This window comes from uncultured Nocardioides sp. (genome assembly GCF_902805925.1).
Taxonomy (GTDB): Bacteria; Actinomycetota; Actinomycetes; order Propionibacteriales; family Nocardioidaceae; genus Nocardioides.
In genome coordinates this window covers 12,671-27,523 of sequence record NZ_CADCUP010000148.1, presented here as the reverse complement: position 1 = coordinate 27,523, position 14,853 = coordinate 12,671, and the positions used below count along the sequence as shown (strand labels likewise).

The window sequence follows — 14,853 nt, the reverse complement described above, 5'->3', positions numbered from 1 at the left end:
CGTCATGGCCGTCCAGGAGTGAGGTGATCACCTCCTCCTGCCCGGGCCGGAAGTGGTCGTGCCCGAAGCGCTCGGCCACGAAGGCCCGCAGGTCCGTCATGGCGAATTGGTACCCACCGGCCCGGACCGCTAGTCGCCCTGCGGATTCGGTGCGTTGGGGAGGCACTGGGAGAATCGTCGGGTGACCGCGACCCTGCCGCTCCGCACGGACGTGCTCGTGGTGGGCGCCGGTCCGGCCGGCTCCGCAGCCGCCGCGTGGGCGGCCCGGGCCGGGCTCGACACCGTGCTCCTCGACGCAGCCGTCTTCCCCCGCGACAAGACCTGCGGGGACGGCCTGACGCCGCGGGCGACCGGCGAGCTCGAGCGTCTGGGCCTCGGTGACTGGCTGCGCGCCCACACCGTCAACCGGGGCCTGCGCGCCCACGGCTTCGGCCAGACCCTGCTGCTGCCGTGGCCCGGCGGCACCCTGCCCGACTGGGGCTCCGCGGTGGCCCGCACCGAGCTGGACGACCACCTGCGCACCACCGCGATCAAGGCCGGCGCGGCGGCGGTCGACGGCGCCCGGGCGGTCGGCGTGCGGATGGACGGCGACCGGGTCCGAGCGGTCGAGGTGGCAGCGGGCGGCGAGGTGGTCGAGGTCGCCTGCGACCGGCTCGTGGTGGCCGACGGCGTCCGGTCGCCGCTGGGCAGGATGCTGGGCCGCGAGTGGCACCGCGACACCGTCTACGGGGTCGCCGGCCGGGCGTACGTCGACTCCGGCGCGTCCGACGACCCCTGGATCAGCTCGCACCTGGAGCTTCGCGGCGAGGACGGCGGGATCCTCTCCGGCTACGGCTGGATCTTCCCGCTCGGCAGCGGCGAGGTGAACATCGGCGTCGGCACCCTGGCCACCGCCCAGCGCCCCGCCGACATCGCGATCAAGCCGCTGATGTCGTTCTACGCCGGCGAGCGGCGCGAGGAGTTCGAGCTGACGGGCGACCTGCGCGTCCCGACCTCGGCGCTGCTGCCGATGGGTGGTGCCGTCTCGCACGTCGCCGGTCGCAACTGGGCGCTGATCGGCGACGCCGCCGGCTGCGTCAACCCGCTCAACGGCGAGGGCATCGACTACGGGCTCGAGACCGGGCGGCTGGTCGCCGAGGTGATGGCCTCGGGTGCCGAGCTCGGCAGCGTGTGGCCGGGCCTGCTGCGCGAGCACTACGGCGAGTCGTTCTCCATCGCCCGGCGGCTGGCCGGCCTGGTGACCGTGCCGCGGCTGCTGCCCGCGCTGGGCCCGGCCGGCATGCGCTCGGACTGGCTGATGACCCTGGCGCTGCGCTGGATGGGCAACCTGGTCACCGACGAGGACCGCGACCGCGCGGCGCGGGTGTGGCGGTGGGCCGGCCGTCGGTCGCTGGCCCTCGACGCGCGTCCGCCCTTCGCCTGAGCATCGACCCACGCAGCGCGAGCAGGCTGTTCACCGGGTCGACCAGCACGGTGAGCCTGCTCGCCACGGGCGGCCAGCCGAGCAGCAGGGCGAGCGCGACGCCCACGGCGGCGGTGATGGCCAGGGTGGCCCACTCGTCGGCGGGCATCCAGTCGGCGTATCCCTGGGCCTCCAGCAGCCGGATGACGAACCCGTGCAGGAGGTAGACCACCATCGTCCAGGCGCCCATGTCCGAGAGCACGGAGCGCCGGCGAGGCACGAGCGTCAGGGCCGCGAACGTGCCGGCCGCCGCGACGCCGAGCAGCCGCAGCCTGTCCCAGGCACCGTCGGTGGTGCCCTCGCCGAGCTCGTCGTAGGACGTGCGGTAGTAGAGCCACTGGGTGCTCCAGTAGTCGTCGGTCACCGAGGCGAGCCTCCACAGCAGCGCCAGCACGAGCAGCCCGACGACCCACGACCACCGGGCGCGGGCGGCCGTCAGCACGCCGGAGGGCAGGTGCAGGCCGGCGACGAAGAACGGGAGCAGGCCGAGCATCCGGTTGATGTCGAACAGCTCGAGGTTCCAGAGGCCGGCGAGCAGGCTGACGCCGACGGCGAGCGGCACCGCGACCCAGTGCAGCCTCAGCACCGGGGTGAGCAGCCGCCACATCGCCAGCACGATGAGGTACCACATCGGCCAGTGCGGGTCGAGCCACATCCGCTCGACGCTGTCGACCTCCGCGATGAGCTGGACGCGGAACGTCACCATCAGCCACTCGTAGATGACGTACGGCACGAGCAGCGTGGTGAGCACCGACATCAGGTGTCGCCCGGACCACCGGAACGACCGCGAGAGGTAGCCGGAGACGAGCACGAAGGCGGGGATGTGCCAGTAGTAGATGAAGTCGTACACCTGCGCCTGGAGCTCGCCCAGCGGCATCAGCACGATCGCGTGCCCGACCACCACGACGGTCACCAGGATCATCTTCACGTTGTCGAGCCAGGGGTCTCGCTCGCTCGCCGCTGCCACCCGATCAGGGTAGTCACCGCATAGGGTCGCTCGACATGGAGGAGCTTCCGCGGGTGCAGCGCGTGGCGGCGTACGCCGTCATCCTGCGCGGGACCGACATCCTGCTGAGCCGGCTGGCCCCCCGCGTCACCACCGACGAGCTGTGGACCCTGCCCGGCGGTGGCATCGAGCACGGCGAGGACCCGCGCACGGCGGTCCTCCGCGAGATCCAGGAGGAGACGGGGCTCCAGGCGCAGGTGAGCGAGACCTCGCACGTCTACTCCGCGCACATGCCCGGCGTCCGTCGGCAGGGGCGGGTCGTCGACGCCCAGGCGATCCGCATCGTCTACGACGGGTGGGTGCTGCCCGACGCGCCGGAGCCGCGGGTGGTCGAGGTCGACGGCTCGACGGTGGAGGCGGCGTGGGTGCCGGTGGCGCACGTCAGGTCCGGGGTCGTGCCCGTGGTGCCGATGGTGCTGGAGGCGCTCAACGACCACCGGCCCTTCCAGCTGCAGCGCGTGGCGGCGTACGCCCTGGTGCGCCGCGGTGACGAGGTGCTGCTGACCCGGCTCTCCGCACGCGCGGCCTCCCCGGGGCGGTGGGCGCTCCCGGGCGGCGGCATCGACCACGGCGAGCGGCCGGTCAGGGCCCTGGCGCGCGAGGTGCAGGAGGAGTGCGGCGTCGACTGCGAGGTCGGCGAGCTGCTCGACGTGCACGACCTGCACTTCACCGGCGTGGCCCCGACCGGCCGGTTCGAGGACTACCACGGCGTGCACCTCATCTTCGCCGCCACGGTGGCCGCCGACGCGCAGCCGCGGGTCGTGGAGGTCGACGGCACCACCGACGCGGTGGCGTGGGTGCCGGTCGCCGACATCGAGTCGGGAGCGGTGCCGGTCCTCGACGTCGTCCGGCACGCGCTCGCCGCGACGCTCGGGTGAGCCGGTCGGCATACTGAGGGCCATGAGCGAGACGGTCTTCACCTATGCGTCGCCCGCGCTGAAGTTCGGCAGCGGGGCCAGCGCGGAGATCGCCTTCGACCTCGGCCGGCACGACGTCCGGCGAGTGCTGCTGGTGACCGATCCCGGGGTCGCGGCGACCGGCCACCCGGGGCGCATCGCCGAGCAGCTGCGCGCGGCGGGGCTCGACGTCACCGTCTACGACCGGGTGCGGGTCGAGCCCACCGACGCCTCGATCGAGGAGGCGGTGGCTGCGGCCCGCGGCGCCGGGCCGTTCGACGCGGTCGTGGCGGTGGGAGGTGGCAGCAGCATCGACACCGCCAAGGCGGTCAACCTGCTCACCACCAACGACGGCGAGCTGTCGGACTACCTCAACGCGCCCGTGGGGGAGGGGCGCGCGCCGGCCAGGCCCCTGCTGCCGCTGGTCGCCGTGCCCACGACGACCGGCACGGGCAGCGAGGCCACCGCGATCTGCGTGCTCGACGTCCTGGCCCTGCGGCTGAAGTCGGGCATCAGCCATCCCTGGCTGCGCCCGACCCTGGCGGTGGTCGACCCGGACCTCACCGCGACGCAGCCGCCGATGGTGACGGCCGCGGCGGGCATGGACGTCCTGTGCCACGCCCTCGAGAGCTACACCGCCCGCTGGTACGCCGACTTCGACGCCAAGGCGCCGGAGCAGCGCGTCCCCTACTGCGGGGCCAACCCGATCGCCGACCTGTGGTCGGAGAAGGCGCTGAGCCTGCTCGCCGGGTCCCTCCGCACCGCCGTGCGCGAGGGAGACCAGGACTCGGCTCGCCCGGCCCGCGAGCAGATGGCGATGGCGGCGACCTTCGCCGGCCTGGGCTTCGGCAACGCCGGGGTGCACATCCCCCACGCCTGCGCCTACCCGATCGCCGGCCGGGTGCGGAGCTTCCGCCCGGCCGGCTATCCCGACGACGAGCCGATCGTGCCGCACGGCATGGCGGTGTCGCTGACGGCGCCCGCCGCCTTCGGCTTCACCTTCGAGGCCTCGCCGGAGCGGCACCTGCGCGCGGCTGCCCTGCTCGACCCGGCCGCCACGACCAGCGACGCGGACACGCTCCCGCGGGTGCTGCGCGCGCTGATGGGCGACATCGGCTTCCCCAGCGGGCTGGCGGAGGTGGGCTACCTCGAGGCCGACGTCGAGGACCTCGTCGACGGCACGCTCCGGCAGACGCGCCTGCTGGCGACCGCACCGCGCGAGCCCGCCGCCGAGGACCTGGCCGGGATCCTGCGTGCGTCGATGGAGAACTGGTGACCGGACGTCGGTTCTTCTGGCTCGCCGTCGGGATCTTCGCGGCGGGCCTGGTGGTCTCGCTCGTCGCGCTGCCGGACCGCGTCCCGCTGCACTTCGGCGGCGACGGGACCGTCGACCGCTGGGGGACCCCGGAGCGGGCGGTCACGGAGATGGCCGGCGTCGGGATCCTCGTGGGCGTGCTGATGCTCTCGCTGGCGATGTCGGCCTGGCGGCTGCCGTTCGACTTCGTCAGCATCCCCGACAAGGAGTTCTGGCAGCGCCCGGAGAACCAGCGGGTGGCGCGCCGCCGGCTCCAGGACGACATGTACCACGTGGGCGGGTCGCTGATGCTGTTCCTCACCGCCATGCAGGCCTACACCCTCCTCGTCGCCGACGACGCGCGGCCGTCGTTCTGGCCGTGGGGCGTGCTCCTGGCCGTGCTGTTCGTGGGCGGGCTCGTGGCGGCGCTGGTGCTGCGGATGCGGTTCTACCGGCGGCTCCCCGGTGAGTGAGTCCGGTGAGTGAGTCCGGTGAGTGACCTCGTCGAGGCCCTGCGGCGGGCCGGGGTCGAGGACTGCTCCGGCTCGACGCTGAGCCGGGCGCTCTACTCCTCCGACGCCTCCCTCTACCGGGTCGTCCCGCAGGTCGTCGCCCGGCCGCGGCACGTCGACGAGCTCGACGCCGTGCTGGCGGTCGCCCGCGAGCTGGCCGTGCCGCTCACCATGCGCGGCGCCGGCACCTCGATCGCGGGCAACGCCGTCGGCACCGGCATCGTCGTCGACACCTCGCGGCACCTGCACCGGATCGTCGGGATCGACCCCGAGCAGCGCACCGCGGTCGTCGAGCCCGGGGTCGTGCACGCGTCGCTGCAGCGGGCCGCCGCCGCCCACGGGCTCCGCTTCGGCCCCGACCCCTCCACGCACACCCGCTGCACCGTCGGCGGGATGATCGGCAACAACGCCTGCGGCTCCCGGGCGCTGGGCTACGGCCGCACGAGCGACAACGTCGTGGCCCTCGACGTGCTCCACGCCTCGCCGTACGACGACGTGCCGGCGCGGCTCCGCTCGCTCGCCGCCCAGCACCTGGCCCACGTGCGGACGTCGTTCGGACGGTTCTCACGGCAGGTCAGCGGCTACGCGATGGAGCACCTGCTGCCGGAGAACGGGGCCGACGTCGACCGCTTCCTCGTCGGCTCGGAGGGCACGCTCGCGGTGGTGCGGGGGGCGACCGTGCGGCTGGTGCCGGAGCCCACGGCCACGTCCCTGGTGGTGCTCGGCTACCCGTCCATGGTGGAGGCGGCCGACGCGGTGCCGGCGATCCTGGCGTGCGGGTCGCTGGTGGCGTGCGAGGGGCTCGACGCGCGCATCGTCGACATCGTCCGCGCCTCCCGGGGCACGGTGCCTGACCTGCCCCGCGGTGCCGGCTGGCTGCTCGTGGAGACGACCGGCGGCTCCCGGGCCGAGTCGGCGGCCGCCGCGCGCCGGGTGGCCGACGCCTCGGGTGCGCTGGAGACCCGCGTCGTGCCGACCGCCGCGGAGTCGGCGGCCCTGTGGCGGATCCGCGAGGACGGCGCCGGGCTGGCCGCGATCAGCCTGGACCGGCCGGCGTACTCGGGGTGGGAGGACGCCGCCGTCCCGCCCGACCGGCTGGGCGCCTGGCTGCGGGAGCTCGACGCGCTGCTCCGCGACCACTCCCTGGACGGCGTGCCCTACGGCCACTTCGGGGACGGCTGCGTGCACGTGCGCATCGACTTCGCCTTCGACGAGCGGGGGAGGCGGGCCTTCCGCGACTTCCTCACCGCCTCGGCGACCGCCCTCGCCGCCCACGGCGGCTCCTTCTCCGGCGAGCACGGCGACGGCCGGGCACGCTCGGAGCTGCTGCCGCTGATGTACGACGCCGAGTCGATGCGGCTCCTCGGTGCCGCCAAGGCGATCTGCGACCCCGAGGGAGTCCTCAACCCGGGCGTGCTCGTGGACCCGGTTCCCCTGGACGCCGACCTCCGCCCCGCGCGGGTGGTCACCGACCTCGTCCTGGGGCGTGAGGTGCACCGCTGCACCGGGGTGGGCAAGTGCGTCGCCGGACCCTCGGGTGCGGTGATGTGCCCGTCCTGGCAGGCGACGCACGAGGAGAAGGACTCCACGCGCGGGCGCGCGCGGGTGCTGCAGGAGGCGCTCGACGGCGAGCTGGTGGACGGGCTGGCCGACCCCGCGGTGCACGCGGCGCTGGACCTCTGCCTGGCCTGCAAGGGCTGCGCCCGGGACTGCCCGACCGGCGTCGACATGGCGACGTACAAGAGCATCACGCTGCACGAGACCTACGCCGGCCGCCGGCGTCCGCGCACCCACTACACGCTGGGGCGCCTGCCCGCCCTGGTGCGCCGCGTCGGGCCGCTGGCCCCCGTGCTGAACCGGCTGACGGCCTGGGGACCGACGGCGCGGGTGGCCACGCGGGTGGCCGGGGTCGACCGGCGCCGGTCGCTGCCCCGCCTCGCCACCGACCGCGGCATCGACGCGTCGCCGGGCGCCCCCGAGGTGTGGCTGTGGACCGACACGTTCACCCGGCACTTCCTGCCCGGCAACGCACGCGCCGCCGTCCGGCTGCTGGAGGCGGCCGGGCTCCGGGTCGGCGTGATCGGAGCCGACGCCTGCTGCGGCCTCACCTGGATCACCACCGGGCAGCTCGACCAGGCCGCTCGCACCGCTCGCCGAGCGGTCGACGTCCTCGCGCCGTACGTCGCCACCGGCGTGCCGGTGATCGGCCTCGAGCCGTCGTGCCTGGCCACGCTGCGCTCCGACCTGACGCGCCTCGACGACCGTGCGGAGGCCGTCGCCGTGGCGTCCGGCGTGCTCACCCTGGCCGAGCTGCTGACGCGGCTGGACTGGACGCCGCCCGACCTGACGGGCGTGCAGGTCGTGGCCCAGCCGCACTGCCACCACGCCTCGGTCATGGGCTGGGAGGCCGACGAGGCGCTGCTGCGGCGTGCCGGTGCCACCCTCACCCGGGTCGGCGGGTGCTGCGGGCTGGCGGGCGACTTCGGGATGGAGCGGGGCCACTACGAGGTGTCGGTCGCGGTGGCCGAGACGCAGCTGCTCCCCGCCGTGCGCGCCCACCCCTCGGCCGTGGTGCTCGCCGACGGCCTGTCGTGCCGCCACCGGCTCGAGGACCTCGAGGGGGTGCGGGCGGTGCACCTCGCGCAGCTCCTGGCGGGGGAGGTGTCACGCACCACAGACGCCGATGCGCCGGCGCCTCCGCAACAGGGCTGAGCCCTCGTCGGTGCCTGTCCTCGTGCACGCACGACCTAGGATCGCTGGGTGAACCCCCGCTACCGCCGCCTCCTGATCCCGCTGGCGCTGGCGGGTCTCCTGATCGTCGTCGTGGTCGCCGCGGTGGTGGGCTGATGAGCGAGCCGCTGCTGCGGGTGCTGGCGCGGATGCGCAGCCACATCCTCGACCCCGGCGTGCTGGTCAGGGCCGTCGCGTCCGGCCGCCAGAAGGGCACGACGCCGCGGTGGCGCCGCGTCGAGCTGCGCTACGTCGACCTCAAGGCCGGCCGTCACCTCCAGGTCACCGCCTACGACGACGCCCAGGCGCACACCGCCAACCACGCCGCCGGCGACGCCGCCCGGGACGCCGTCGACGACCTCCTCGACGAGCCGTTCGCCCACTGGCACGTCGAGACCACGACCCAGCAGCACCAGGTGCGGGTGACCAAGCGGCTGGAGGCGGTCGTGCACACCGCCGACCGGGTCGCGGAGGTCGAGCCCGAGCGCGGTCACGACCGCGACAAGGACCGCCTCCTGCCCGCCGACGACCCGGTCTTCGTCGCCCTCGGGCTCTCCGACGAGTCGGGGCGGATGAAGCCCAGCCGGCAGGCCAAGTACCGCCAGGTCGAGGAGTTCCTGAGGCTGCTGGACTCCTCCATCACCGATGCCCTGGCCAAGGGCCACCTGCGCCGGCCCAGCGAGGAGGAGCCGCTCCGCATCGCCGACCTGGGGTGCGGCAACGCCTACCTGACGTTCGCCGCGCAGCGCTACCTCAACGACGTGCGCGGGCTGCCGGTGCGGCTGACCGGCGTCGACGTCCGCCAGCAGTCGCGCGACCACAACGCCGCGCTGGCCGAACGGCTCGGCGTGGACGCCGACTTCGTCGTCGGCAGCATCCTCGGCGCCGAGCTCGACCCGGCCCCGGAGGTCGTGCTCGCCCTCCACGCCTGCGACACCGCCAGCGACGAGGCGCTCGCCCGCGCGGTGGAGTGGCAGGCGTCGCTGGTGCTCGCCGCCCCGTGCTGCCACCACGACGTCGCGGCGCAGCTGCGCAAGGCGCCCACGCCGGCGCCGTACGCCGTCCTGACCCGGCACGGCATCCTCCGCGAGCGGCTGGCCGACACCCTCACCGACGGCATCCGCGCGTCGCTGATGCGGCTGCAGGGCTACCGCGTCGACGTCGTGCAGTTCGTGGAGAGCCAGCACACCCCGCGCAACACCATGCTGCGCGCGGTGCGCACCGGCAGCCCCGTCAAGGGCGGTGGCGTCCGCAAGGAGTACGACGACCTGGTGACGACCTGGGGCGTGCAGCCCCGGCTGGCCGTGCTGCTCGATGCCCGTGCGTGAGTCGCTGGGACGGGTGGTGGCCACGCTGGCGGTCGTCACGCCCTTCCTGCTCGGTGCCTCCAGCGGGCCTCCCGCGGCCGACGAGGGGGAGGTCGCGTTCCGCTTCACCGACCCCGAGATCATCGAGTCCAGCGGGCTCCTCGCGCTGGGCCGCGGGCCCGACCGGCGGTTCGTCACCGTCAACGACAGCGGCGACGCCGCGCGCGTCTTCGTGGTCGACGGTGACACCGGTGAGACCACGGCGGAGGTGACCTACCCCGGCGAGCCCGACGACGTCGAAGCACTGGCGCCTGCGGGGAGGGACGCCGTGTGGGTGGCCGACATCGGCGACAACACCCGCTCGCGCGGGAGCGTCTCGGTGCGCCGCGTCCCGCTCGACGGCTCGGCCGGCGCCGCCTTCGAGCTGACCTACCCCGGCGGCCCCCGCGACGCGGAGGCCCTGCTCACGCATCCGATGACCGGCCAGCTGCTCGTGGTCAGCAAGGTCGTCTTCGGCGGCCAGGTCTACGCCGCCCCCACCGACCTCTCGGCCGACCAGCCCAACGCGATGACGGCGCTGGGCGACGTGACGGGCATCGTCACGGACGCCGCCTTCTTCCCCGACGGCCGGCACTTCGTGGTCCGCACCTACACGCAGGCGGTGGTCTACGCGTGGCCCTCGATCGAGATGATCGGCACCTTCGAGCTGCCCGCCCAGCAGCAGGGCGAGGGGATCGCGGTGTCGTCCGACGGCGAGGTGTTCGTGAGCTCCGAGGGCCGCGAGGCGCCGGTGCTGCGGATCGACCTCCCCGGCGACGTGCTCAAGGAGATGGAGGCGCCCGAGCCGAGCGCGCCGCCCTCGCCGGAGCCGGAGCCGGACGAGCCGGTCGACGTCTTCGCCCAGGCCGCGGCCGACCGGCCCGTGCTGCCGTGGGCCGCGGGGCTCCTGGTCTTCCTGGCCCTCATCTGGGTCGCCGCGCGCGCATCTCGTCCGCCGCGCTGAAGCGGCGGACTGCAGGCCCGACCTAGGCTTGTGCCATGGCCCGGCTGCGCAGGACGTCCCCCGACCAGGTGGGCTGGACACGGCGGCGCGCCGGCAAGGGGTTCTTCTACCTCGACCAGCACGGCGAGCGGCTGCCGCCCGAGGCGGCCCAGCGCGTCCGGGAGCTGGTCATCCCGCCGGCCTGGCGCGACGTCTGGGTGACGCCGTACCCCAACGGACACCTGCAGGCGGTCGGCACCGACGACGCCGGGCGGCGGCAGTACCTCTACCACCCGGAGTGGCGGGCCCGGCGCGACGCCGAGAAGTTCGAGCGGATGGTGGCCTTCGGCAAGGCGCTGGCCAAGGCGCGCCAGCTCGTCGTCGCCGACCTCGGCCGCGAGGGCATGCCGATGGAGCGGGCCTGCGCGGCGGCCGTGCGCCTGCTCGACCTCGGCTACTTCCGGATCGGCAACGACGTGTACGCCGACGAGAACGGCAGCTTCGGGCTGACCACCCTGGAGCGCCGGCACGTGCGCCGCCGGCAGCACAAGCTGGTCTTCGCCTTCGTCGGCAAGTCGGGCGTCGAGCACGAGATCGAGATCGACGACCGGGTGGTCGTGGAGACGATCGAGGCGATGCGCCGCCGCCGGGGTGCCGACGCCCGCCTGCTGTCCTACCGCGACGGCCGTTCGTGGCGCTCGCTGCTGCCCGACCTGGTCAACGAGTACGTCAAGACCACCACCGGCCTGTCGGTCACCGCCAAGGACTTCCGCACCTGGCACGCCACCGTGCTGGCCGCCGCCGCGCTCGCCGAGACGCCCGAGCCGGGGCACACCAAGGCCTCGCGCAAGCGCGCGGTCGCCGGGGCGATGAAGGAGGTCGCCTCGTTCCTCGGCAACACCCCCACCCTGGCGCGGTCGGCCTACGTCGACCCCCGGGTGATCGAGGCCTACGAGGAGGGCCGCACCATCGCGAGCACGACGCGACGCACCTTCGACAACCCCGACGAGCGCCAGGCCGCCCTCGAGCGAGCCGTGCTGAAGCTGCTGAAGTGAGGCTGCTGACATGAGGCTGGAGGTCGTGCGGGGCGACATCGTCGAGCAGCACGTCGACGCGGTCGTGAACGCGGCCAGCCGCGCGATGCGCGGCGGCGGCGGGGTCGACGGCGCGATCCACCGGGCCGGTGGACCCGAGGTCCTGGCCGACTGCCGCCGGCGCTTCCCCCACGGCCTGGCCACGGGCGCGGCCGGCTGGACGACGGCCGGCGAGCTGCCCGCCCGCTGGGTCATCCACGTCGTCGGTCCCGATCACACCCGGGGTGAGACCGACCGCGCTCTGCTGACCGGCTGCTACGCCGCTGCGCTGGCGGTGGCCGACGAGCTGGGCGCCCGTACGGTCGCCTTCCCGCTGGTGAGCGCCGGCATCTACGGCTGGCCGCTCGACGACGCCGTCGCGGCCGCCGTGGAGACGCTGCGGGCCACCCCCACGGAGGTGGAGGTGGCCCGGATGGTGGCGTTCGGCGGCGCCGCCTACGACGCGCTGGTGCGCTCCACGACGTAGTCGATGCAGGCCGTGAGCGCCTCCACGTCGGCAGGGTCCACGGCGGGGTACATCGCGATCCGCAGCTGGTTGCGGCCCAGCTTGCGGTAGGGCTCGGTGTCCACGATCCCGTTGGCGCGCAGCGTCCTCGCGACCGCGTCGGCCGGGACGGCGTCGTCGAGGTCGATGGTGCCGACCACGAGCGACCGGTGCGCCGGCTCCGCGACGTACGGCGTCGTGTGGGGCTGCTTCTCGGCCCAGCCGTAGAGCGCTCCGGAGGAGGCGGTCGTGCGCTCGACCATGCCGTCGAGGCCGCCGTGGGCGTTCATCCAGTCCAGCTGCTCGGCCATCAGGAAGAGCGCGGCGACCGACGGGGTGTTGTAGGTCTGGTTCTTCGCGGAGTTGTCGATCGCGGTGGGCAGGTCGAAGAACGGCGGCACGTAGCGGCCGGTGGCCGCGATCTCCTCGACCCGGGCGAGCGCCCGCGGCGAGAGCACCGCCAGCCACAGCCCGCCGTCGGAGGCGAAGGACTTCTGCGGCGCGAAGTAGTAGGCGTCGACCTCCCGCAGGTCGACCGGCAGGCCGCCGGCGCCCGAGGTCGCGTCGACCAGCACGAGCGCGTCGTCGGCGATGCCGGCGGGACGGCGTACCGGCGCCATCACGCCGGTCGAGGTCTCGTTGTGCGCCCAGGCGTAGGCGTCGACGCCCTCCTCGGCAACCGGCTCGGGCAGCGAGCCCGGCTCGGAGGTGATGACCGAGGGGTCGGCGAGCCACGGGGCGGCCTTGGTGGAGGTGGCGAACTTCGAGGAGAACTCACCGAAGGCGAGGTGCTGGCTCCTCTCGCGGACCAGGCCGAAGGCGGCGATGTCCCAGAAGGCGGTGGCGCCGCCGTTGCCGAGGACCACCTGGTGGCCCTCGGGGAGGGAGAACAGCGCGGCGAGGCCCTCGCGCACGCGGCCGACGGTGTCCTTGACCGGGGCCTGGCGGTGGGAGGTGCCCATCAGGGACGTGCCGGTGGCGGCGAGGGCGTCGAGGTGGGCGGGGTGGATCTTCGAGGGCCCCGCGCCGAAGCGGCCGTCGGCGGGCTTGAGGCTGTCGGGGATCGTGATGGCGTCGGTCACCGGGATTCCTTGCGGGTGGTGGGCTCGGCAGGGGAGCGCTGGGATCGGGTGTGCCTGACGACGCTGTCAGCGCAGTCATCATGTCACTGCGGCGCCGGTCTCGTCCGATCGGTCCGGTTTCCGGCGTTCGGGGGCGCGGAGGCCCGCCTCCTCGTAGGTTCGCAGGTGCCGTTGGGAAGCGGTGCGGCTGCCGGGAAGCGGCCGGACGGAAGGAACCAGCATGCAGGGGAAGATCTTGGCGCGCCCGAAGGGGCTCGTCGTCAGCGCCGTCGTGGCGGTGCTGCTGGCCGCGGGATCACCCGCGCCCGCACCGGCGATGGTCGTCGACGACTACGCCGGCTACCAGCCGCAGCGCAACTGCGCGCGCGCCGACAAGCCGGGAGCCGTGGCGCTGGCGACGTGGCTGACCGCCCGCGGGGGCGGCTGGGGCGCCATCGCGCGACCGTGCGGAGGGGGTGTCTCGGAGCACTCGGAGGGCCGCGCGTTCGACTGGATGCTCGACGCCGGCGACCCGGCCGAGCGGGCGCTGGCCGACGCCACGCTGGCCGAGCTGTTCGCGCCGGACGCCGACGGCGACCCGCACGCCCTGGCCCGCGAGATGGGCATCATGTACATCATCTGGAACGACCGGATGTACGCCTCCTACGACCACTTCGTCGCCAAGCGCTACCGGAGCTCGTCGTGCCGCAGGCTGCGGACGTGCTCCGTCACCCTGCGGCACCGCGACCACGTGCACGTCTCGCTGAGCCGGCGCGGCGGCCGGGCGAGGACGAGCTGGTACCTCACCCGGCCGGGGGGCTGACCACGACGTGGCGCCGGGCGTCGGTCGGCGCACGGTGCGGCGAGGTGCCACCGCGTAGGTTCGCCTGCATGGACCTCGACCTGGCCGCGCTGCGCAAGGAGTACGCCGACGGGGGGCTGTCGGAGGACGATCTCGCCGACGACCCCTACGACATGTTCCACCGGTGGATGCGGGAGTCGCTCGAGGCGGGCGTGCACGAGCCGAACGCGCTGGTCGTCTCGACCGTGTCCGCCGATGGACAGCCGTCGTCGCGGATGGTGCTGCTCAAGGGCGTCGACGAGCGGGGCTTCCACTTCTACACCAACCGCACCTCGGCCAAGGGCGCCGACCTCGCCGCGAACCCGCGCTGCGCCCTGCTCTTCCCGTGGCACCCGCTGGAGCGCCAGGTGCGCATCACCGGCGTCGCGCACGACCTGCCGGACGCCGACGTGGCCGCCTACTTCGCCAGGCGGCCCCGAGGCTCGCGGCTGGGCGCGTGGGCCTCGCGCCAGTCCACCGAGGTGGCGTCGCGGCAGGAGCTCGGCGACGCCTACGACGAGGTGACAGCGCGCTTCGCCGACGCCGAGGAGGTGCCGGTGCCGCCGACGTGGGGCGGGTACGCCGTGCTGCCGAGCGAGATCGAGTTCTGGCAGGGCCGGCCGGGCCGGATGCACGACCGCCTCGTCTACCGGCGTGCTGCCCACGGAGCGGGCTGGAGCACGCACCGCCTCGCTCCCTGACCGGCCGGTCGGTCGGTCACCGGCTCACCGAGTCATGCGGGCAGCAGGGGCGCCAGGGCCGCGAGCTGCCGTCTCGACACCCACGAGGGGTTGGCGCCGGCCGGCATCCGCTGCACCTCCAGGTCGTCGATGCCCGCGGCGAGCAGCTCCCCGGCCGCGACCGGCTCGTCGAGGAGCGGCAGCTCCAGCGACACGACGCCGTCGTCCACCGGTCCGGTGAGGTGGCCGACGCCCCAGATGCCCCGCGTCGTACGGCGGCCGTCGCCGGACACCCAGAGCAGCACCGGGTCGCCCGCGGCCATCAGCTCCGCACGGTAGCCGCGGCTGACGCAGCGGCTGGTGATCGTGCCGCCGCCGCCCTCGATCAGCCTGAGCACCTCCGACCCTGGCTCGGGACGCGCCTTGATGAGCCAGGCGCCGAGGTCGTCGGGGGTGATGGAGCGGGTCACCTGCCCGTTCTACCACCGGGGCGATTAATCCCTT

Annotated in this window: 14 protein-coding genes; 11 read left to right on the top strand and 3 right to left on the bottom strand. The window is 74.2% G+C overall.

Annotation, left to right across the window (positions count from 1 at the left end; genetic code table 11):
• Nucleotides 1-181: 181 nt before the first annotated feature.
• On the top strand, nt 182-1,423 hold the full coding sequence (locus QZX64_RS10735; protein ID WP_295659430.1) for a geranylgeranyl reductase family protein: 1,242 nt from the start codon (nt 182-184) through the stop codon (nt 1,421-1,423).
• Here the strand turns inward: QZX64_RS10735 and QZX64_RS10730 are convergent.
• A complete protein-coding gene (locus tag QZX64_RS10730) occupies nt 1,332-2,429 on the bottom strand; it encodes an acyltransferase family protein (protein ID WP_295659427.1) in 1,098 nt (365 codons plus the stop codon). The genes QZX64_RS10735 and QZX64_RS10730 overlap by 92 nt on opposite strands.
• A 35-nt stretch (nt 2,430-2,464) precedes the next feature.
• Here QZX64_RS10730 and QZX64_RS10725 point away from each other — a divergent pair, with 35 nt between their 5' ends.
• From QZX64_RS10725 to QZX64_RS10690, 8 genes are all read left to right on the top strand, one after another.
• Complete coding sequence (locus QZX64_RS10725) at nt 2,465-3,346, top strand: NUDIX hydrolase (RefSeq protein ID WP_295659425.1); 882 nt, start codon at nt 2,465-2,467, stop codon at nt 3,344-3,346.
• Nucleotides 3,347-3,368: 22 nt separating this feature from the next.
• Nucleotides 3,369-4,640, top strand: a complete 1,272-nt coding sequence (locus QZX64_RS10720; protein WP_295659422.1) for a hydroxyacid-oxoacid transhydrogenase — start codon at nt 3,369-3,371, stop codon at nt 4,638-4,640.
• Nucleotides 4,637-5,131: a DUF1648 domain-containing protein gene (locus QZX64_RS10715; protein ID WP_295659420.1), complete on the top strand. Its 495-nt coding sequence runs from the start codon at nt 4,637-4,639 to the stop codon at nt 5,129-5,131. The genes QZX64_RS10720 and QZX64_RS10715 overlap by 4 nt, the downstream gene beginning before the upstream one ends.
• A gap of 18 nt (nt 5,132-5,149) precedes the next feature.
• A complete protein-coding gene (locus QZX64_RS10710; RefSeq protein ID WP_295659417.1) occupies nt 5,150-7,882 on the top strand; it encodes an FAD-binding and (Fe-S)-binding domain-containing protein in 2,733 nt (910 codons plus the stop codon).
• Between the two features lie 134 nt (nt 7,883-8,016).
• Complete coding sequence (locus QZX64_RS10705) at nt 8,017-9,228, top strand: SAM-dependent methyltransferase (protein ID WP_295659414.1); 1,212 nt, start codon at nt 8,017-8,019, stop codon at nt 9,226-9,228.
• Complete coding sequence (locus QZX64_RS10700; RefSeq protein ID WP_295659411.1) at nt 9,221-10,210, top strand: hypothetical protein; 990 nt, start codon at nt 9,221-9,223, stop codon at nt 10,208-10,210. Before QZX64_RS10705 ends, QZX64_RS10700 begins: the two co-directional genes overlap by 8 nt.
• A gap of 35 nt (nt 10,211-10,245) precedes the next feature.
• Nucleotides 10,246-11,244 (top strand): DNA topoisomerase IB, encoded by a 999-nt coding sequence (locus QZX64_RS10695; RefSeq protein ID WP_295659408.1) that lies wholly within the window; start codon nt 10,246-10,248, stop codon nt 11,242-11,244.
• A gap of 10 nt (nt 11,245-11,254) precedes the next feature.
• Nucleotides 11,255-11,749, top strand: coding sequence for an O-acetyl-ADP-ribose deacetylase (locus QZX64_RS10690; RefSeq protein ID WP_295659406.1), 495 nt, complete (start codon nt 11,255-11,257; stop codon nt 11,747-11,749).
• On the opposite strand, the gene serC is transcribed toward QZX64_RS10690, so the two are convergent.
• A complete protein-coding gene (gene serC / locus QZX64_RS10685) occupies nt 11,719-12,849 on the bottom strand; it encodes a phosphoserine transaminase (RefSeq protein WP_295659403.1) in 1,131 nt (376 codons plus the stop codon). The two genes, QZX64_RS10690 and serC, sit on opposite strands and share 31 nt — an antisense overlap.
• Before the next feature lie 220 nt (nt 12,850-13,069).
• Between serC and QZX64_RS10680 the strand changes: the two genes are divergently transcribed.
• Together QZX64_RS10680 and pdxH are read left to right on the top strand one after the other, a co-directional pair.
• The gene (locus tag QZX64_RS10680) at nt 13,070-13,651 is read left to right on the top strand and encodes a hypothetical protein (protein ID WP_295659402.1); all 582 of its coding nucleotides are present in this window, start codon (nt 13,070-13,072) and stop codon (nt 13,649-13,651) included.
• A 68-nt stretch (nt 13,652-13,719) separates the two neighbouring features.
• On the top strand, nt 13,720-14,370 hold the full coding sequence (gene pdxH, locus QZX64_RS10675) for a pyridoxamine 5'-phosphate oxidase (RefSeq protein WP_295659399.1): 651 nt from the start codon (nt 13,720-13,722) through the stop codon (nt 14,368-14,370).
• Between the two features lie 32 nt (nt 14,371-14,402).
• On the opposite strand, the gene QZX64_RS10670 is transcribed toward pdxH, so the two are convergent.
• Nucleotides 14,403-14,819 (bottom strand): hypothetical protein, encoded by a 417-nt coding sequence (locus QZX64_RS10670; RefSeq protein WP_295659397.1) that lies wholly within the window; start codon nt 14,817-14,819, stop codon nt 14,403-14,405.
• Nucleotides 14,820-14,853 lie beyond the last annotated feature (34 nt).